The organism is Kitasatospora sp. NPDC088783 (assembly GCF_044750705.1).
GTDB classification, from domain to species: domain Bacteria; phylum Actinomycetota; class Actinomycetes; order Streptomycetales; family Streptomycetaceae; genus Kitasatospora; species Kitasatospora fiedleri.
Genome location: NZ_JBIVKJ010000003.1, coordinates 598510 through 617618, shown reverse-complemented (window position 1 = coordinate 617618; position 19109 = coordinate 598510). Strand labels below are relative to the sequence as shown.

General features: G+C 75.9%; 14 protein-coding genes. 8 read left to right on the top strand and 6 right to left on the bottom strand.

Translation table 11 applies throughout. From position 1 onward, the window contains the following. Positions 1-17: 17 nt before the first annotated feature. From ACIP60_RS11270 to ACIP60_RS11260, 3 genes are all read right to left on the bottom strand, one after another. The gene (locus tag ACIP60_RS11270) at positions 18-515 is read right to left on the bottom strand and encodes an ATP-binding protein (RefSeq protein WP_400682343.1); all 498 of its coding nucleotides are present in this window, start codon (positions 513-515) and stop codon (positions 18-20) included. Positions 516-722: 207 nt separating this feature from the next. Then, entirely contained in the window at positions 723-1532 is an 810-nt protein-coding gene (locus tag ACIP60_RS11265; RefSeq protein ID WP_400682342.1) for an ABC transporter permease, read from the bottom strand. Continuing rightward, complete coding sequence (locus ACIP60_RS11260; RefSeq protein ID WP_400682341.1) at positions 1529-2536, bottom strand: ABC transporter ATP-binding protein; 1008 nt, start codon at positions 2534-2536, stop codon at positions 1529-1531. Before ACIP60_RS11260 ends, ACIP60_RS11265 begins: the two co-directional genes overlap by 4 nt. Positions 2537-2810: 274 nt before the next feature. Here ACIP60_RS11260 and ACIP60_RS11255 point away from each other — a divergent pair, with 274 nt between their 5' ends. From ACIP60_RS11255 to ACIP60_RS11220, 8 genes are all read left to right on the top strand, one after another. Then, positions 2811-2975 carry a hypothetical protein gene (locus ACIP60_RS11255; protein WP_157852240.1) on the top strand — a complete coding sequence of 55 codons (165 nt, stop codon included), beginning with the start codon at positions 2811-2813 and terminating at the stop codon, positions 2973-2975. A 141-nt stretch (positions 2976-3116) separates the two neighbouring features. Beyond that, complete coding sequence (locus ACIP60_RS11250) at positions 3117-4367, top strand: cytochrome P450 (RefSeq protein WP_400682340.1); 1251 nt, start codon at positions 3117-3119, stop codon at positions 4365-4367. Further along, positions 4364-5233 carry a biotin/lipoyl-containing protein gene (locus ACIP60_RS11245; RefSeq protein ID WP_400682339.1) on the top strand — a complete coding sequence of 290 codons (870 nt, stop codon included), beginning with the start codon at positions 4364-4366 and terminating at the stop codon, positions 5231-5233. Before ACIP60_RS11250 ends, ACIP60_RS11245 begins: the two co-directional genes overlap by 4 nt. Continuing rightward, positions 5230-7737 (top strand): ATP-binding cassette domain-containing protein, encoded by a 2508-nt coding sequence (locus ACIP60_RS11240; protein ID WP_400682338.1) that lies wholly within the window; start codon positions 5230-5232, stop codon positions 7735-7737. The genes ACIP60_RS11245 and ACIP60_RS11240 overlap by 4 nt, the downstream gene beginning before the upstream one ends. Further along, positions 7734-9977, top strand: a complete 2244-nt coding sequence (locus tag ACIP60_RS11235) for an ATP-binding cassette domain-containing protein (protein ID WP_400682337.1) — start codon at positions 7734-7736, stop codon at positions 9975-9977. The genes ACIP60_RS11240 and ACIP60_RS11235 overlap by 4 nt, the downstream gene beginning before the upstream one ends. Position 9978: 1 nt before the next feature. Then, on the top strand, positions 9979-13221 hold the full coding sequence (locus ACIP60_RS11230) for a DUF4135 domain-containing protein (RefSeq protein WP_400682336.1): 3243 nt from the start codon (positions 9979-9981) through the stop codon (positions 13219-13221). A gap of 28 nt (positions 13222-13249) precedes the next feature. Further along, positions 13250-15571 carry a TOMM precursor leader peptide-binding protein gene (locus ACIP60_RS11225; RefSeq protein ID WP_400682334.1) on the top strand — a complete coding sequence of 774 codons (2322 nt, stop codon included), beginning with the start codon at positions 13250-13252 and terminating at the stop codon, positions 15569-15571. 53 nt (positions 15572-15624) lie between these two features. Beyond that, the gene (locus tag ACIP60_RS11220) at positions 15625-17151 is read left to right on the top strand and encodes a SagB family peptide dehydrogenase (protein WP_400682333.1); all 1527 of its coding nucleotides are present in this window, start codon (positions 15625-15627) and stop codon (positions 17149-17151) included. Between the two features lie 156 nt (positions 17152-17307). Here ACIP60_RS11220 and ACIP60_RS11215 read toward each other — a convergent pair whose 3' ends face one another. From ACIP60_RS11215 to ACIP60_RS11205, 3 genes are all read right to left on the bottom strand, one after another. Next, on the bottom strand, positions 17308-18003 hold the full coding sequence (locus ACIP60_RS11215) for a response regulator transcription factor (protein ID WP_400682331.1): 696 nt from the start codon (positions 18001-18003) through the stop codon (positions 17308-17310). 31 nt (positions 18004-18034) lie between these two features. Continuing rightward, positions 18035-18316, bottom strand: coding sequence for a hypothetical protein (locus ACIP60_RS11210; RefSeq protein ID WP_400682329.1), 282 nt, complete (start codon positions 18314-18316; stop codon positions 18035-18037). A gap of 250 nt (positions 18317-18566) precedes the next feature. After that, entirely contained in the window at positions 18567-18896 is a 330-nt protein-coding gene (locus ACIP60_RS11205; RefSeq protein ID WP_400682328.1) for a hypothetical protein, read from the bottom strand. Between the last annotated feature and the right edge of the window lie 213 nt (positions 18897-19109).

Here is a 19109-nt window from a genome sequence, read left to right as displayed (position 1 = left end):
GAGGTGGGCGCGGGGCCTCAGTGGCAGCGGTCGGCGGGAGGGGAGATCGGGACGCGGGGCTGCCGGGCGTCGATCAGGGGGGTGGTCGTAGGGGTGGTCGTGCGGGTGGTGTCCTCGGGGCCGGTGGGGAGTTCGGCCCAGACCACCTTGCCGTTCGGCGGGGTGCGGTAGTAGCCCCAGCGGGAGGAGAGTTCGTCGACCAGGTGCAGGCCGCGGCCGCCGGTGGCGTCGGGCCCGGTTTCGCGGGGGCGGGGCGGGCGCGGGTCCTGGTCGCCGACCTGCACCAGCAGGTGGTCGTCGCGGAGGGCCAGGGAGAGGGTGAAGCCGCTCGGCCCGCCGCGGGCCCGGACCGCGTTGGTGGCCAGCTCGGAGACCACCAGCCGGGCGGCGTCGGAGAGCCCGTCCCGGGCGTGCCAGCAGTGCAGCACCAGGACGGTGTGGCGGCGGGCCCCGGCGACCGACTCCGGGGTGCTGTCGAGCGTCAGCAGGCTGAGTCGTGGCCGGCTTCGGGACATCGCGGGCCTCCCGGTGGGACGCGTACGGGCACCCGCCGACGGCAGGAGACGGCCCGCGCGGACCAGCCTCCGCCGGAACGCCGACGGCCCGCCACGGCCGGAAGTCCCCTGGGGCGCGGGCACTTCGGGACGGGCGGGCCGGTCGGAGTTGGGTAAGCGGCGTTAACCGACGGTGGATCAGCCGCGCGCGGAAACGCCCGGGCGGGCTCAGCCCCGGCGGGGCTCCCAGCGCAGCAGGCGGCGGGAGAGCATCGCGGCGGCGGCCAGCCAGGCGGCGAGCAGCAGCAGCGAGGGCCCGGCCGCCGTCCAGCCGTGCAGCAGGTCCAGGCGGGGGAGCGGGCCGCCCGCCCAGGTCTCCGGGCCGAAGCCGCGGCCGAACCAGGCCGTCCGCAGCCCCCGGATCACGGGGGAGAGCGGCAGCGCCCCGGCGGGCCCGCGCAGCCAGTCGGGCAGGCCCGCGACCGGGGTGAACACGCCCGCGCCGAACATGCACAGCACCAGCACCGGCGTCGCCACCAGCGGCGCGGACTCGGCGGACGGGGTCACCCCGGACAGCGCCACCGCCAGCACCGAGAACAGCAGGTAGCCGCCGAGCAGGGTGAGCAGCAGCAGCGCCGGATCGGCCGGCAGCGGCGCGCCGAACCAGCCCACCGCGACACCGCCCAGCACCAGCGCCTGGATCAGCACCACCACCCCGCCCGCGCCCAGCTGCCCCGCGAAGATCGCGCTCGGCGGGCACTCGGTGCCGCGCAGCCGCTTCAGCACCAGCTCCTCGCGGCGCGACACCACGCTGCCCAGCAGGTTGACGAACGAGGTCACCAGGGCTAGCCCGAGCAGCCCCACCGCCACGTACCCGGCGGCGTTCACCCCGCCGATCTCCTTGTCGCGCAGCGGCGCGGCGATCACCAGGTTGAGCAGCACCGGCAGCAGGAACCCGATGAAGGTGGAGCGCCGGTTGCGCCAGAACACCTTCCAGGACAGGCCGAACTGGCCCTTGGCGTACGTGAACCAGCTCATCGGGACGCTCCTGCGGTGGTGGTGGCGGCGGTGGTGGCGCCGGTGGCGGGCGTGGGGGTGGGGGCGGGAGTGGCGTGGGCGTGGTCGTGGTCGTGGTCGGCGAGGTCGAGGAAGACGTCCTCCAGCGAACTGGCGCGCACCTCCAGGCCGTCCAGCTCGACGCCCCGGGAGGCCGCCCAGGCGTGCAGCGCGGCCAGCGCGGGCGCCGAGCGGGGCACCCGGTAGACCGCCCGGCCGTCCGCCGAGGTGGGTGCGGTGCCCAGCAGTTCGGGCAGGGCGGCGAGGTCGCCGCCGGGCGGCAGCGGGAGGGTGATCAGGTCGCCGCGGCCGGACAGCACCTCGGCGACGGTGCCGGTGGCGGCGATCACGCCCCGGTCCATGATGGCCACCCGGTCGGCCAACTGCTGGGCCTCCTCCAGGTAGTGGGTGGTCAGCACCACCGTGGTGCCCGCCGCCCGCAGCTCCTCGACCAGCCGCCAGGTGGCGCGCCGGGCCTCCGGGTCCATGCCGGTGGTCGGCTCGTCCAGGAACAGCAGCTCCGGGTCGTTCAGCACGGCCAGCGCCAGGTCCAGGCGGCGGCGCTCGCCGCCGGACAGCTGGGAGACCCGGGTGCCGGCCTTCGGCTCCAGCGCGACCCGCGCCAGCACCTCGGCGGTCGGCCGGGCCCGGCTGGTGAAGGAGCGCCAGCAGTCGACGGTCTCCTTGACCGTCAACTCCTTGAAGAACCCGCCCTCCTGGAGCATCGTCCCGGTGCGCCGGCGGACCTTCGGGCCCGCCGTGAACGGGTCCAGGCCGAAGACCCGGACGTGCCCGGAGGTCGGCGGGTGGTAGCCCTCCAGCACCTCCAGGGTGGTGGTCTTGCCCGCACCGTTGGTGCCGAGCAGGGCGAGCAGTTCGCCGCGGGCGAGGGAGAAGGAGATGCCGCGCACCGCCTCGTAATCGCCGTAGCTGCGCCGCAGGTCCACTACCTCCACGGCCGGGGAATTCTCGGAAAGAGGTGTCATGTATGCAGCGTGACGGGTCCGGGCGGGGAACGGCAAGTAGCGCATCGCCGCAGGTCAGAACACGTGCAAAATGTCATCTCGGGTGGTGACATTTGCGTCCGCCGGAATCTGACATCTCCTACTGCACGGATTTTCGAGGGTCGGTCATAGTTGAGACATCGCCGAGAGCGGAACCGGGGAAAGCGAAACCGGGAAAGCGAAGGGCGGGAAAAGAGTAAACCGAGGCGGCCGGTCCGATCAGCGGGTCGGCGCCGCGAAACCGAGGGAGATTCCCATGGCGCAGAACGAGATCAACAAGGACGAGCAGTTCGACATCGAGGTCGAGGAGCTGGACACCGTCAACGGCGGCGTCTCCGTCTCCTCCCTGCTCTCCGCCGCCTGCCCGGTGTCGAGCTTCAGCTCGGTGTCGAACTCCGTCGCCGAGGTCGCGGCCGAGTAATTCGGGACCTGTGCGGGGGTGGTCCGCTCTCCGGCGGCCCACCCCCGCACCCCCCACCCGGCCCACCGGCACCCCGGCACTCCGGCACCCGGACCGGACCCCACACCCCAGCCCCACCGCCAGATTGAAGGAGAGCCGGGCATGGACAGCCTCCGGCACGAGCTGACGCGGTTCATCCAGCAGCCCGCCGCTCAGCAGGACCCACCCGCGCTCTACCGCCGGCTGCTGACCGAGGCGCCCGTCCTGGACCTCGGCCCGCTGTACGTGGTCTCCGGCTACCAGGAGATCCTCACCGTCCTGATGAACCCCGGGACCAACGTCGACCCGACCACCGTCGGCCTGCCCCGGGCGGGCAACACCGCGCTGCTCAAGGTGGTCAACCGGATGCTGCCGATGCGCGACGGCGCCGACCACACCCGGCTCAAGCGGCTCGCCACCGCCGCGTTCAGCCACCGCCGGCTGGAGCAGATGCGTGAGCGGATCGAGAGCACCGCCGCCCGGCTGCTCGCCCCGCTGATCGCCGTCGGCTCCTTCGAACTCGTCGCCGACCTGGCCGTCCCGCTGCCGGTCGCGGTCTCCTGCGCCATCCTCGACGTCCCCGACTCCGAGCAGGGCCGGATCACCGGCTGGGCGAGCCTGGTGGCCCGCTCGATGCTCGACCCCTTCGGCAACGGCCCCGAGGCCGCCGAGCTGGACGTCGAGTTCGCCGAATTCCACGCCTACGTCGAGGAGTTGTGCGCGGCCCGGGCCGCCGACCCCGGCGACGACCTGATCAGCCGACTGACCACCGCCCGCGGCGAGGGCCGGCTCGACACCGAGGAACTGCTCGCCTTCGTGGTGATGCTGCTGGCCAACGGGCTGGAGACGCTCACCTCCGGACTGGCCGTCGCCGCCTGGGAGTTGATCCGAACCCCCGGCCTGACCGCCCGGGTGCGCGAGGAACCCGGGCTGGCCGCCGCCGTGTTCGACGAGGCCCAGCGGCTCGGCAGCCCCGTCCGGGCCAGCGCCCGGGCCCTGACCCGGGAGGTCGCGCTCGGCGACACCGTCGTCCCGGCCGGGAGCGTCGCCATGCTGCTGTACGCCGCCGCCAACCGGGACCCGCGCCGCTTCGCCGACCCCGACCGCTTCGACCTCGACCGCGCCGAGCGCCAGCACCTCGCCTTCGGCCACGGCCCGCACCACTGCCTGGGCGCGCCGCTCTCCCTGATCGCCGGCTCCGCCGTCCTGCGCGGCCTCGCCGAGGCCGACGCCACCAGGGAGTTGAGCACCACGCTGACCGACGCCACCGCCCGCCCGACCGAGCAGTTCGCCTTCGGCGGGGTGCGCGAACTGCCGGTGGCCTGCCCGCCGCGGACCGCGCCGGTGCCCGAGCTGATGGAGGTGGCGGCATGAGCATCACGATCGAACCCCGGCCCGAGACCGAGTCCGGCACGAAGGTCGACACGAAGGCCGACACGAAGGCCGGGACACCGCGCGAGACCGAGGCGGAGTCCCGGGCGCGGAACGCCGTCGCCGCCGTCGCCGCCGCCCGGGCCGCCGCCGTGCTGGAGCCCGGACTCGACCAGCCCGTACGGCTGGTCGGGGCCCGGCTGTGGCTGGCCGGCGCCGCGCTGGTGCTGGCCGTCGGCGCGGGCGCGAGCTGGACGGTGTGGGGCAGGCTCCCGCACACCCTGACCGTGCACGCGGTCGCCGCCCACGGCGACGCCCCCGTCCGGGTGGCCGCCGAACACCCGGGCAGCGTGCTGGAGTTCAAGGTTCGGCCGGGCGAGCACGTGACGGCCGGGCAGGTGCTCGCGCTGGTCGGCGCGGAGGGGTCCACCACCGAGGTCACCGCTCCCGCGGCCGGCACCGTGAGCGCGCTGCTGGCCGCGCCCGGAGCCCGGCTCGCCGCCGGATCACCCGTGCTGACCCTGGACGCGAGCGCCGCACCGGCCACCGTCCGGCTGCTGGTGGACGACCCGAAGGACGCCGCGAAGCTCGCCCCCGGCCTGCCCGTGCTGGTCCCGGTGCCCGGCGGGGGAGCGATTCGCGCCGTCGTCGACCGGGTCGAGCCGCTGCCCGTCCGGGCCGACTCGCTCGACGGCACCCTGCCGGTCGCCGTCCCCGGCCTGCCCGCCGGCACCGCGCCCGTCTGGGTGGCGTACGCCCGGCTCCCGCAGGGCGTCGCGCTGAACGGCCCGCTGGCGCTGGACGTCCGGGTCGACCTCGGCAGCCGGCACCCGTACCAGGCGGTGCTCGGACAGGAGGCCAAGCGATGAAGCCCACCCGCACCGCTGCCGTCGAACCGCCCGCCACCGAGCCGCGCACCGCCAACAGCGGCGAGCCGAGGACGGAGCCGAAGAAGGCGGAGTCCAAGCCGCCCGAGCCCGGGACCGAGCAGGCCAACCGGACCGAGCAGGCCAGCCGGACCAAGCAGCCCGAGCAGCCCGAGCAGCCCGAGCCCGGGACCGAGCGGGCCGAGCCCGAGAAGAGCAAGCCCAGGACCAAGCAGCGCACCTACCTCCGCACGCCCGTCGTGCCGCAGATGGAGGAGCAGGACTGCGGGGCGGCCTGCCTCGCCGTCGTGCTCGGGGCGTTCGGGCGGCGGGTGACGCTGAACGAGGCGTCCCGGGCCTGCGGGGTCAGCCGGGACGGGGTGAGCGCGGCGGCCGTCGCGCGGGCCGCCGGGCGGTACGGGCTGCTGGCCCGGGGGCGCCGGGTGGTGCGGCGGGAGGATGACCGGCTGGAGGGGCTCGGCGCGGTGCCGGTGCCGTCGATGGTGCTGGTCACCGGCCCGCACTTCGCGGTCTTCGAGGGCGTCAGGCGGGGCCGGGTGCACGTCAACGACCCCTCGCTGGGCTCCTACTCGGCGACCCCGGCGGAGTTCTGGGACTCCTTCGCGGGCATCGCGGTGGGCTTCGAGCCCGGCCCCGACTTCGAACGCGGCGGGCGCCGCTTCCCGCTGCTGCGCTCGCTGACCGCCCGGATGCGGCCGTACGCGTGGCCGATGCTGGTCGCGGTGCTGGTCGGCATGCTGATGACGGTGCCCGGCGTGGCCTCCGCGTTCCTGCTGCGCACCTACCTGGCGACCGTGGTCAACGGCGGCGCGGGCGGCTGGGCGCTGCCGCTGACGCTGGCCGGGCTGGCGGTCGCCGGGCTGGTGCTGGCCGGGAACTGGCTGCGCTCCGCGATGGTCAACCGGGTGCTGGAGGCGATGGCCGCCCGCTCCTCGGCGTCCTTCCTGTGGCGGATGCTGCGGCTGCCCGGCGCGTTCTTCCACCGCCGCCAGCTCGGCGGCCTGGTCACCCGGGTGCAGCTCAACGACGGCCTGGCCAACCTGCTGTCCTACCGGGTGGCCGGCGCGGCCTCCTCGCTGGCCGCCGCCGCCGTGCACCTGACCGCGCTGCTCTGGCTGGCGCCGAAGCTCGCCGCCATCCCGGTGGCGGTCGCGGTGCTGGACGCGCTCGCGCTGCGCTCCGCGGACCGGCGGCGCGGCGGCACGATCCACCGGCTGCACGCGGAGGGCCACAAGCGGGACGGTGTCGCGTTCGCGGGGGTGTCGGCGATCGAGACGGTCAAGGCGGAGGGCGCGGAGGACGCGCTGTTCCGCTCCTGGGCCGGCTGGCAGGCCCGGGCCGCGCACACCGGGCAGCGGGTCGCCGAGAGCGTCCTGGTGCCGCTCTCGCTGCCCGGCGCGCTCAACTCGGCCGCCGCGGCCGCCGCGGTGGTCGCCGGGACGGTGCTGCTGCTGGCCGGCTCGCTCTCCTTCGGCACCCTGCTGGCCTTCCTGCTGCTGCTCAACGGCTTCCTCCTGCCGGTCTCCCAACTCGTCGGCACCGGAGCCGAGTTCACCGTCGCCCGGGCGCAGAACGCGCTGCTGGAGGACATCGAGACCAGCGAGGTCGACCCGTACCTCGTCCCGGTGCTCGACGCCCCGGCCGAACCGGTCCGGCTGCGCGGCGAACTGGAGCTGCGCGGGCTGGAGTTCGGCTACGACCCGAACCGGCCGCCGGCCCTCGCCGGGATCTCGCTGCGGATCGCCCCCGGCGAGTGGGTCGCGGTGGTCGGCGGCAGCGGCAGCGGCAAGTCCACGCTGGCCCGGCTCGCGGCGGGCGTGCTGCGCCCCTGGAAGGGCGAGGTGCTGCTCGACGGGCGGCCCCGCGACGACTGGCACCGGGGCACCGTCACCGCCCAGGTCGCCTACGTGGAGCAGCAGTTGCGGCTCTTCGAGGGCACCGTCCGGGAGAACCTGACGCTCTGGGACCCGTCGGCCGGCGAGGACGCCCTGCACCGGGCGCTCGCCGACGCCGAGGCCACCGAACTGGTCCGCCGCCGCGGCGGGTTGGACGCCCGGATCGACGAGGACGCCCGGAACTGGTCCGGCGGCGAGCGCCAGCGCCTGGAGATCGCCCGGGCCCTGGCCCTCGACCCGGTCCTGGTGGTGCTCGACGAGGCCACCAGCGCCCTGGACGCCCACACCGAGGCCGCCGTCAACGAGCACCTGCGCCGCCGCGGCGTCAGCTGCCTGGTGCTGGCCCACCGCCTGAGCACCATCCAGGCCGCCGACCGGGTGGTGGTGATCGAGGCCGGCCGGATCGTCCAGCAGGGCCCGCCCGCCGAGCTCGCCGGACAGGACGGCCCCTACCGGGAGCTGCTGCGCGACGCCGAGCGGAAGACCCCCGCCGCCGCCACCAGCACCGCGGCCGCCACGACCACCACGACCACCACGACCACCACGACCACCACCGAGAACCGCACCGTTCGGACGGAGGAGCAGGCATGAGCACCACGACCGCCGCCCGTCGGGGCGGACCGCAGACCGCCGCGGAGGACGAGGAGCGCGACCCGGCGACCCGGGCCGACGCCACCGCGGCCGCCAACCGGACCGCACTCGCGGACGCGTTGGCCGAGTTCGGCACCGTCACCCGTCCGCACACCTCCCCGCGCCCCGGCGGCACCACGCCGACAGCGCCGCGCCACCGCGCGGACCTGGCGCGGGAGGTGCTGCGGGCGCTGGGAGTGCCGGTGCCGAAGGAGATCCCCGCCGCGGTGCGGGACGCCGCCGACCCGGTCACGGCGCTGCTGCGCCGGGCCGGGGTGCGCTGGCGCCCGGTCACCCTCGCCGACGGGGACGAGACCGGCACGGCCGGGCCGATGGTGGCGTTCGCCGCCGAGGACGGCCGGCCGATCGCCCTGATACCCCGGGCCGGACGGCACCGCCGCCACGACCCGGGCTCCGAACGGGCTGCCACCCGTGCGGAGTTGAGCCGCCAGGCGCTGCTGCTGTACCCGCCGCTGCCGCCGGGGTGCCCGTCCCCGGTCGACCTGCTGCGCTTCGCCCTCGCCGTGCCCGGTGCCCGCCGGGACCTGGGAGTGCTGAGCCTGGCCGGTCTGGTGTCGGCGCTGCTCGGCCTGCTCGTCCCGCTGTCCACCGGAGTGCTGCTGCCCGGCCTGCTGCTGGCCGAACGGCACCCGGTGCGCTGGCTGGCCGTGCTGCTGGGCTCCGCGGTGGTGGCGTCCTGGCTGCTCACGCTGGTCCGCAACACCGCCGCCGTCCGGCTCACCAGCCGGGTGCAGCACGCGCTCGAACCCGCCGTCTGGGACCGGCTGCTGGCCCAGGACGCCAGGTTCTTCCGCGACTACACCACGGGTGACCTGGTGCACCGGGCGAACGCGGTGGCGCAGGCCCGCCAGGCCCTCTCGGAGGTGCTGGTGGGCGCCGTACTCGGTGCGGTGTTCGCCGTCACCGGGCTGACGGTCCTGCTGCTGGTGGACTGGCGGCTCGGCGGGCTGCTGCTGCTCGCCGTGCTGGCGGTGACGGCCGCGCTGCTGCTGCTCGGCCGTCGCCGCCAGGAGTACGAGTCCCAGGTGTACGCGGCGCACGGGCAGCTCCAAGGGGTGCTGTACGGGCTGCTGCTGGGCATCGACAAGATCCAGACCGCCGGCCGGGAGATCCAGGCGTTCGCCCGCTGGGCCGCCCCGTTCGCCGGGCAGAAGCGGGCCGACGCCGCCGCGATGCGCAGCGAGGCCCTGTCGAGCGCACTGACCACCGCGCTCCAGCCGCTGCTGCTGGCCGTCCTGCTGGCCGGGGCGACCTTCGGCCCGGCCGCCGAGGCCGGGCACCTGATGGCCGCCGGGGTGGCGGCCGGACAGGTCGCCCTGGCGCTCGGCCAGGTCACCCACGCCGCGGTCGGCGCGTACGGCGTCGCCCCGGTGCTGGAGCGGCTGCGCCCGATCCTCGCCGAACCGGCCGTGAACGCCGCCGAGCGGGCCGGACAGCTCACCGACCCCGGCCGGCTGAAGGGGCGGCTCGCCCTGGAGGACGTGGTGTTCCGCTACCCGGGCAGCGCGCTGCCCGCCCTGGACGGGGTGTCGCTGCGCGCCGAGCCCGGCGAGTTCGTCGCCGTGGTCGGCCCGTCCGGCGCCGGGAAGTCCACCCTGATCCGGCTGCTGCTCGGCTTCGAGCGGCCCGAATCCGGCGCGGTCCGCTACGACGGCCGCGAACTGGCCTCGCTGGACGCCCGGTTGGTGCGCCGCCAGCTCGGCTCGGTGCTCCAGCACGGCCGGATGCTGCGCGGCTCGCTGCTGGAGAACCTGGCCGGCGCCGACCCCGACGTCGCCGAGGACCGGATCTGGCACGCCGCCGAACTCGCCGGGATCGCCGACGAGTTGCGCGCCCTGCCGATGGGCCTGGGCACCCGGGTCGGCGAGGACGCCCAGGGCTTCTCCGGCGGCCAGGTGCAGCGCCTGCTGCTGGCCCGGGCCCTGGTCCGCGACCCGGCCGTGCTGCTGCTCGACGAGGCCACCTCCGCGCTCGACAACGCCACCCAGCAGCGGGTCGCCGAGGCCGTCGCCGGACTCGACCGCACCCGCCTGGTGATCGCCCACCGACTGAGCACCATCCGCACCGCCGACCGGATCTACGTGCTGGACGGGGGCCGGGTGTCCGCCGCGGGCACCTACCGCGAACTGCTCGGCACCGACCCCCTGTTCACCCGCCTCGCCCGCTTCCAGGAGATGTGAGATGTCGCTCGACGTTCAGACCTGGCTCCGCACCCCCGGGACCCCGGGCCACGCGGCCCCGACCGCCGCCCTGCTGCCCGGCCTGCCCGGCGCCGACGAGCGGCTGCACGCCGTGATCGCCGCCGCGGCGAGTTTCGAGGAACGCGCCGCCGCCCGCGACGACGGGCAGGCCCTGTTCACCCCCGACCCGGCCGAGGACCGGCGCAGCCGCGCCGCCGCCGTCGAGACCTGGCTGCGCCGCGCCGCCGGCGACCAGCGCTCCGCCGGGGTGCTGCTCGACCACCTCGCCGAGACCGGCCGCCCGCTCGGCGAGGGCCTGCGCCGGGTCCGGCTGACCGACCCGGCCGCGCTGCCCTCCTGGGCCCACGCGCTGGCGGTGTTCCTGCGCGCCCAGAGCGAGGCGCCCGCCACCGGACCGGGCGCGGTCACGGCCGGCTTCCGGGCCGCCGCCGACGCCCTGCTGCCCGCCGGGGACGGCTCCGTGCTGGGCGTCCCGGTCACCGCGAAGGGCCGCGCCGATGTGGTCGGCACCCTGACCGGACGGCTGGTCGAGGCCGCCAACCTGACGCTCTGCCAGGAGTTCCAGCTCGCCACCGGCCGCCCCCGCGCCACCAGCTGGGACGCCGAGGGCGGCCCGGACGCCTCCGCCGCGGGCTGGCTGGCCCGGCTGGAGCGGCTGCCCGCGCTGGCCCACCTGATCGGCACGGTCTGCCGGCAGTGGCAGGAGATGTACACCGAGATGTTCGCCCGGCTCTCCGCCGACCGGGCCGGCCTGGTGGCCGAGATGTGGGGCGGCACCGACCCGGGCGCGCTGGACTCCGTGCACGGCGACGCCGGCGACCGGCACGCCCAGGGCCGCTCGGTGGCGCTGCTGCGCTTCGAGAGCGGCGCGGGCGTGGTCTACAAGCCCAAGGACATGCGGCACGCCACCGCCTTCCTCGGCCTGGTCGAACGGCTCAACCGGGAGCTCTCCCTCGACCTGCCGCTGCGCACCGTGCTGATCCGCTCCGACCGGGGCGACGACGGCCACGGCGCCTCGCTCAGCACCGACTGCTCCGGCGACTACGGCTGGGAGGAGCTGGTCCCGTCCCGCCCCTGCGCCGACCGCGCGGGCTTCGCCCGGTTCTACCACCGCCTGGGCATGACCATCCGGCTGGTGCAGCTGCTGGAGGGCCGCGACCTGTGGGCGGACAACCTGCTGGCCGACGGCGAGCACCCCGTCCTGATCGACCTGGAGTGCCTGCTCTACCCGCGCGTCCAGGCCCCGCCGGTGCTGACCGCCGGACAGCACGGCCTGCTGGACGAGCTGGAGACCACCGTGGTGCGCACCGCGATGGCCTTCCAGGCGTGGACCCCGGCCGGACGCACCGACGCCCTCGACATCGGCTGCCTGTCCCGGGTCGGCAGCCTGGAGAGCGCCCCCGGCGTGCCCGCCCTGCCGCTGCCCGCCTACCGCCCGGTGCACGACGGACAGCCCGCCGACCCGTGGCAGTACACCGACGAGGTGGTCGACGGCTACCGCGAGATGCACGCCGCCCTGCACCGGCTGCGCGGCGAACTCGCCGACCCCGAAGGGCCGCTGAGCGGGTTCCGGGGCATCTGGGTGCGCTACATCTGGCGCCACACCTGGGACGGCTACAAGATCCTGCGGGCCTCCACCAGCCCGTTCGCGCTGGACGACGGCGCGACCCGGGAGACCGTCATCGCCGGGGCGCTGCGCGGCGCCGTCACCGCCCGCGCGGGCGACGCGGCCCGGGGCGACCTGCTGGAGGTGGTGCTCGCCGAGCTCGACTCCTTCCGCTCCTTCGACATCCCGTTCTTCCGCTCGCTGACCACCTCCTCCTCGGTGTTCACCGCCGACGGCCGGGAGATCCCCGGCCACTTCCAGTCCACCGGCTGGCAGCGCCTCCAGCTGCGGGTCGCCGAACTCGACGGCTTCGACCTGGAGGGCCACGTCGCGGTGCTCTCCGGCTGCGCGGACGCCGCCCGGGCCGGCACCGAGCGGCCCCCGGCGGTGCCCGCCCGGCCGCTGCGCGCGGCCCAGCCGCCCAGCCCCGGCGAACTGCTGTCCGCCGCCACGGCACTCGGCGACCGCGTCCTCGCCGACCGGCGCCCCACCGGCTGGCTCGGCCAGAGCTGGTACCCGGGCACCGGCCTGCGCCAGGTCGAGGCGCTCGGCCCCGACCTGACCTCCGGCACCCTCGGCATCGCCCTGCTGCTCGCCGAACTCTGGTCCGCCACCGGCGAACCGCGCTTCCACCGGGCCGCGCACGGCCTGCTCGCCGAGGCCGCCGCGCTGATCGACCCGAAGGAGCCGATGGCCTTCGCGTTCGCCGGCGACTCCCGGCTGGCCTCCGGCGCGCCCGTCCCCGGCGGCTTCTTCGGCCCCGGCGCGATCATCCACGGCCTGGCCCGGGGCGGGCTGCTGCTCGGCGAGGCCGACTTCCTCACCGCCGCCCAGGCCCTGGTGCCCGGCGCGCTGTCGGTCGCCGAGTCCGCCTCCAACCGGCCCGGCCGCCCGACGAAGGTCCCGCACGCCGACGTGCCGCTCGGCAGCGCGGGCCTGCTGCTCAACCTGCTGCGGCTGCGCCGGGCGGGCGGCAGCCACCCCGACACCGACCAGGGCATCCGGCTGCTGGCGGCCGGAGCGATCGACCGGCTCGCCGACGAGCACACCGCGTTCGACTTCCTGGAGCTCGTCCCCGGCGGCGCCGACTCGATCGCCGCCGCGCTCGCCCGCACCCTCGCCGAAGCCCCCGCGCTGCTCACCGACCCCGAGGACCTGCGGGCCCGGCTGCACGCGCACCGCTTCGCCACCGGCACCCGCTCCGGACGCCTCGCCTGCCTGGACACCGCCGTCTCGCTCGGCGCCGACGCCGTCGACCAGGCCGACCTGGGCGCGCTCGCCCCGCCCGTCACCGGCCCCGAACTCGCCGCCCTCACCGGCCGCGCCCTGCTCTCCGCCGCCACCGAGGCGCTCACCGCCGCCGAGGCGGGCCTGGTCCACACGCTGCCGGAGGACGTCGAGGCGCTGCTGCCCGGCCCGTTCTACGACGGCCGCGAGGCCGCCGCCCTGATGGTCCGCGAACTGCTCACCCGCCACCGCCTGCACGGCACCTGGTTCCCGGACCGGGCCGCGCACGACGCCGTCAACCTCGGCGCGCTGGACGGCACCGTCGCCGTCGGCCTGCTGCTGCTGCGCCTGCACGACGCCTCCGCCGCCCCGCTCGCCACCCTGCGCTGACCGCGCGCCGCTTCGAGGAGTACCCGCCATGTCCGAACTCATCGGCTTCAAACGCCACTTCACCCCGTACGTGGTCGACGGCGAGGCCGTCTACCTGGTCTCCGAGCGCGGCGTCTCGGTGGTCGACGGCAGGCTCGCCCAGGCCCTCGCCCCGCTACTGGACGGCACCCGCACCGCCGAGCAGATCGGCGCCGCCCTGGACGGCGTCGTCCCGGCCGACAAGCTGCGCGCGGGCGTCGACAAGCTCCGGGCCGGCGGCTGGGTGACCGCCGCCGACCCGGCCACCGACCGCCCCGGCGCGGCCTTCTTCGAGATGGCCGGGCAGGACGGCGACACCGCGATGGCCGCGCTGCGCGGCGCCACCGTCCGGGTCGAGGTGTACGGCGAGCTGGACGCCGCGCCGTTCCTGGCCGCGCTGGCCGCGGCCGGCGTCACCGTCGACCAGGACGCCGCGTTCACCGTCGCGCTCACCGAGGACTACCTGCACCCCGGCCTGGCCGAGCGCAACCGGCGGGCCCTCGCCGACGGCCGCCCCTGGCTGCTGGCCCGCCCGGTCGGCTCGATCGTCTGGGTCGGCCCGGTGTTCAGCCCGGACGCCCCGGGCACCGAAGGCGCCGGGAACACCGGGAACACCGAGAACACCGAAGGCCCCGAGGACGCCGGCGGCTCCGGCTGCTGGGAGTGCCTGGCGCACCGGCTCTCCGCCAACCGGCAGTCGCTCAGCTACCTCCAGCACCGCCTCGGCCAGGACCAGCCGATCTCCACCGCCGGCGCCCACCTGCCCGCCACCCTGGCGCTCGGCACCCAGCTCGCCGCCCTGGAGACCGCCAAGTGGCTGGCCGGCGCCCGCCCGCCGCAGCCCGCCGTCACCACCCTGGACACCGTGCTGCTGGAGAGCGAGAAGCACGTCCTGGTGCGCCGCCCGCAGTGCCCGTCCTGCGGCGACGACGCGATCATGGAGCGCCGCCAACTCGCCCCCGTCGCCTTCGAGTCCCGCCCCAAGGCGTTCACCGCCGACGGCGGCCACCGCTCCGCCTCGCCCGAGGACATGCTGGAGAAGTACCGCCCCCAGCTCAGCCCGATCACCGGTGTGGTCACCACCCTGGTCCCCGCCGCCCGCACCCCCACCGGCCTGCGGGTCTACGTCTCCGGGCAGAACCTGTCCCGGCAGAGCGGCGACCTCAAGCAGCTGCGCACCGGCCTGCGCTCGGTCAGCTGCGGCAAGGGCCGCACCGACGTGCAGGCCCGGGCCTCCGCGCTCGGCGAGGCCATGGAGCGCTTCTCCGGCGTCTTCCAGGGCGACGAGGCCCGCCGCACCGCGACCTTCGCCGAACTCGGCGACGCCGCGATCCACCCCGCCCGCACCCTGCTCTACTCCGACCGGCAGTACGCCGAGCGCGACCGCTGGAACGTCAAGCAGTCGATGTTCAACGTCGTCCCGGTGCCGTTCCGCGCGGACGACCCGATCGAGTGGTCCCCGGCCTGGTCGCTCACCGAGCAGCGGCACCGCTGGCTGCCCACCCAGGCGATGTACTACGGCTACCGGCACAGCGGCCGGTTCTACGCCGCGGGCGACTCCAACGGCTGCGCGGCCGGCACCTCCTTCGAGGACGCCGTGCTCCAGGGCTTCCTGGAACTCGTCGAGCGGGACGCGGTCGCGCTGTGGTGGTACAACCGGGTCCAGCGCCCGGCCGTCGACCTGGACTCCTTCGGCGACCCGTACGTCGACCAGCTCCGCGAGGTCTACCGCGGCCTGCGCCGGGAGGTCTGGGCGCTCGACCTGACCGCCGACTTCGGCATCCCGGTGGTGGGCGCGTTCTCCCGGCGCACCGACGCCGCGCCCGGCTCGGGCACCAACGAGGACGTGCTGATCGCGTTCGGCGCCCACCTCGACCCGCACATCGCGCTCACCCGCGCCCTGACCGAGATGAACCAGTTCCTCGGCCCGGTCGCCGGGGACGAGCACGGCCGGGTCAGCTACGCGGGCGCCGACCCCGAGCAGAAGGCCTGGTGGACCACCGCCACCGTCGCCAACCAGCCCTACCTGCTGCCCGACCCGCACGCCCCGCGCTCCACCCCCGCCAGCTGGCTCCCGCTCGCCGGGGCCGACCTGGCCGACGACCTGGCGCTCGTCCAGCGGATCGTCGAGGACCGCGGCATGGAGTTCCTGGTCGCCGACCAGACCCGCCCCGACGTGGGGCTGCCCGTCGCCCGGGTGATCGTCCCCGGCATGCGGCACTTCTGGGCCAGGTTCGCACCCGGCCGGCTCTACGACGTCCCGGTCCGGCTCGGCTGGCTGGACACCCCGACCCCGGAGAGCGAGCTCAACCCGATCCCCATCTTCATCTGACCGACGCGCGGGGCAGCCGGGCCCGGCTGCCCCGCCCATCCGGGGAGGTCCCCATGACCGTCATCGAACACCTGCCGCCCGCCCCCGCCACCGGGGGCCACCGCCCGCTGCGCCGCCTGCTCCGGCTGCGCCCCGAGGTCGAGGTCACCGCCCAGGGCGCCGACGTCGAACTCGCCCACCCCTGGGGCCGCCAGCGCGTCCACGCGCTCGGCGAACGCACCGTCGCCGCCCTGCTCGACCTGACCCGCTCCGACGCCGACCTCGACCTGCTGGCGCTCGACCACGTCCGGCTGCTGAAGCTGCTCGAACGCTTCCCGTACCTGGTCACCACCACCGTCGCCGACCCGCTCGGCACCCCGCTGGCCACCGCCGTGCCGATCGCCCGCTCCGCCGCACTGCCCGGATTCGCCCGCCCCACCGGCCGGTTGGTGCTCTCCCGGTTCGCCTACCTGCGCCGGCTGCCCGACGGCCAGGGCCAGGACGGCGAGAGCTGCGTCCTCGAATCGCCGATGGCGCCGTTCCGGCTCACCCTCCACCAGGCCGCCGCCGGGGCCTTCGTGGCGGCGCTCAGCGCCTCCCGCACCGCCGAGGAGGCCGCCCTGCTCGCCGGGATGTCCCCCGGCGAGGGCGAGGCGCTGGCCGGACTGCTGGCCGGCGGCGGCTTCCTGGACGCCGGGCAGGGCTCCGAGGCCCCGCTCTGGGACTTCCACGACCTGCTGTTCCACGCCCGCAGCCGCCCCGGCCGGCACGACTACCCCACCGGCGGCGTCTTCGCCCACCAGGACGTCCCGCAACTGCCCGCGGTCTCCACCCCCGGCGCCCGCGAGGAGGGCGAGGGCATCGACCTGCCCGTCCCGGACTGGGACACCGTGGTCGCCCGCGACCCCGCGCTCAGCGAGGTCCTCGAAGGCCGCCGCTCGGTGCGCTCCTACGCCGACACCCCGGTCACCCTCGACCAGCTCGCCGAACTGCTCTACCGGGTGGCCCGGGTCCGCCGGGTGATCCCCGGCGACCCCGCCGACCCGCACGGCTACGACGGCGTCGAGCGCCCCTACCCGGCCGGCGGCGCCACCGGCGAACTGGAGGTCTACCTCTCGGTGGTCAAGTGCGTCGGCCTGGAGCCCGGCGTCTACCGCTACGACGCCGCCGCCCACCGGCTGCGCCCCCGCCCGTTCCAGCACCCCGGCGAGGAGGCCGCGTTCAACGAACTCGTCACCGCCGCCTGGCGCGCCACCGCCTGCACCGTCGACCCGCAGGTGCTGCTCACCGTCACCAGCCGGTTCGGCCGGCTGTCCTGGAAGTACAGCCAGATCGCCTACGCGCTGACCCTCAAGCACGTCGGCGTGCTCTACCAGACCCTCTACCTGGTGGCCACCGCGATGGGCCTGGCCCCGTGCGGACTCGGCTCCGGCGACACCGACGCCGCCGCCCGGGCGCTCGGCCTGGACTGGACCGCGGAGTCCTCGGTCGGCGAGTTCCTGATCGGCAGCCGCCCGGCCGGGGTGCCGCGCACCGCGCACGGCTTCGCGGACGTGGTGGCCGCCGCCCGCGCCGGGGAGGGCTTCGGCGAGAACTTCTGACCGGCCCGCCGCGCCGCACCCGGCCGCGCGACGCCGCACGCGCGACGCCCGGACGCACAGCGCCTGTGCGCGCGACACCCGGACGCAGGCACGCCTGCGACCCGTCAGCGGGAATCTGACGGGTCGTCGGCGAGCCTGCGTTCTTGTCCTGCCGTCCTACAGCCAGCCGCACTCGCGGGCGATCCGGATCGCGTCGCAGCGGTTGCGGGCCCGGGTCTTGGCGATCGCCGCCGAGACGTAGTTGCGCACCGTCCCCGGGGAGAGCGACAGCGCCGCGGCCGCCTCCCGCACCGTGCTGCCCGCGGCGATCTCGCCCAGCACCGCCAGTTCCCGGCGGCTCAGCGGCCCGGCCTGCCCGGTGCGCACCACGTCCAGCACCAGCCGCGGGTCGTACACCCGGCCGCCGCGGGCCAGTTCGCGCACCGCCGCGATCAGCGCGGGCGCCTGCACGTCCTTCAGCAGGACCCCGGCCGCGCCCTCCACCAGGGCCCGCCGCAGCTCCGCCGTCCGCGGCAGGGCCGGCACCAGCAGCAGCACCGCCGCGCCCGGCGCCGCCTGCTGCACCTGCCGGGCCAGCGCCGGCCCGTCCGGCTGCTCCGGGTCCAGCCCCAGCACCGCGACCGCGGGCCGCACCCGGGCCGCCGCCGCGACCGCCTCCTCCCCGCCGGCCGCCTCGGCGACCACCGCGAGGTCCTCCTCCCGGTCCAGCAGGGCCCCCAGGCCGGAGCGGAACAGGTGGTGCCCGTCGGCCAGCAGGATCCCGGTCGAGTCCGTCGCCGCCGCGATCCCGGGGATCGGGAAGCGGTGGGCCGTGGCCCGCTGCACCAGCGGGCGTTCCAGTGCGGTCGTCATCCGCGTGCCTCTCCGGTCCGCTCCGGTCCGATCAGCCCCAGCCCCAGGTCCCGGACTGCTGCGGGCCGCTCGGGCTGCTGGTCGGGGTCGGGCTGCCGGACGGGACCGGGCTCGGGTCCGAGACGCCGCCGCCGACCACGGCGTTCTGGGCGGCCGCGTCCCCGGGCTGCTGCGGACCGCCGACGACCGCCCCGTCGGCGGTGACGACGGCGCCCGGTCGAGCCGGGCCGGCCAGTTCGGCGGCGGTGGCGACGCCGCCGACCGTCAGCGCACCAAGTACCGCAATCGTGACAATTCGGATGTTCAGCGCCATGGGAGTGCCCGATCCTCTCGCGTTCGGCTGATGCCCCGGGCTGCCACCGGGGCGTGTGGTGTGAGCCGTCGTCAGGTGCCCGGTGCGATCCGCGTCCCCCGCCGGGGGCTGCTCCCGCTTCCTCGCTCCGTCGTCCTGCCGACAACAACGAGAGTGCTCCCGGTGGCACCTCCGTGTCAGTAGTCGGAGCTGTCACCACAGTGCCGTGACACTGTGGTGCCAGCTCCACCACCGGGTTGTTGATGTACCGTCAGCTACGGGCGCTGTCCTGCCACGTGCCCAGCGCGATCCACGGGTCCGCCTCGCAGAGCGCCACCGACCAGCCCGCCAGCGGCCCGTCCGGCCCCACCAGCGCCGCCGCGCCCGCCCGCAGCGCCCACTCCGCCGACAGCAGCGAGGCCGCCGTCAGGAAGCACATCGCCGCCAGCCCGCCCGCGACCTCCAGCACCCGGACGTGGCACACCCGGGCCCCGTCCAGCGGCAGCCGCAGCAGCGCGGCCCGCACCGGACCGGCCCCGGCGGACACCGCGCACCGACCCGACACGGGCGGCGGGTCCAACTCCAGGCGGATCGCGTACATCCGTCCAGCGTGGCAAATCCGCATCCGATCCGCGCGGTACGACGGGTGTCACATCCCCGCCTGGCACGAATATGACAGTTGCCGGGCGCTCTTCACGGCTCGCCCACCTGTACGACAGAATCTCCGCAAGCCAGTTCTCGACGGTGACCGGTCAGCGCTAGTCTGACGCCCGGTCAGCAGGAATCCGGGGGGCGCGCCACGGCGCGCTGGAGG

Coding starts and splice junctions, on each gene's coding strand:
- ACIP60_RS11270 (WP_400682343.1), bottom strand. CDS start 515: ATGTCCCGAAGCCGGCCACGACTCAGCCTGCTGACGCTCGACAGCACC.
- ACIP60_RS11265 (WP_400682342.1), bottom strand. CDS start 1,532: ATGAGCTGGTTCACGTACGCCAAGGGCCAGTTCGGCCTGTCCTGGAAG.
- ACIP60_RS11260 (WP_400682341.1), bottom strand. CDS start 2,536: ATGACACCTCTTTCCGAGAATTCCCCGGCCGTGGAGGTAGTGGACCTG.
- ACIP60_RS11255 (WP_157852240.1), top strand. CDS start 2,811: ATGGCGCAGAACGAGATCAACAAGGACGAGCAGTTCGACATCGAGGTC.
- ACIP60_RS11250 (WP_400682340.1), top strand. CDS start 3,117: ATGGACAGCCTCCGGCACGAGCTGACGCGGTTCATCCAGCAGCCCGCC.
- ACIP60_RS11245 (WP_400682339.1), top strand. CDS start 4,364: ATGAGCATCACGATCGAACCCCGGCCCGAGACCGAGTCCGGCACGAAG.
- ACIP60_RS11240 (WP_400682338.1), top strand. CDS start 5,230: ATGAAGCCCACCCGCACCGCTGCCGTCGAACCGCCCGCCACCGAGCCG.
- ACIP60_RS11235 (WP_400682337.1), top strand. CDS start 7,734: ATGAGCACCACGACCGCCGCCCGTCGGGGCGGACCGCAGACCGCCGCG.
- ACIP60_RS11230 (WP_400682336.1), top strand. CDS start 9,979: ATGTCGCTCGACGTTCAGACCTGGCTCCGCACCCCCGGGACCCCGGGC.
- ACIP60_RS11225 (WP_400682334.1), top strand. CDS start 13,250: ATGTCCGAACTCATCGGCTTCAAACGCCACTTCACCCCGTACGTGGTC.
- ACIP60_RS11220 (WP_400682333.1), top strand. CDS start 15,625: ATGACCGTCATCGAACACCTGCCGCCCGCCCCCGCCACCGGGGGCCAC.
- ACIP60_RS11215 (WP_400682331.1), bottom strand. CDS start 18,003: ATGACGACCGCACTGGAACGCCCGCTGGTGCAGCGGGCCACGGCCCAC.
- ACIP60_RS11210 (WP_400682329.1), bottom strand. CDS start 18,316: ATGGCGCTGAACATCCGAATTGTCACGATTGCGGTACTTGGTGCGCTG.
- ACIP60_RS11205 (WP_400682328.1), bottom strand. CDS start 18,896: ATGTACGCGATCCGCCTGGAGTTGGACCCGCCGCCCGTGTCGGGTCGG.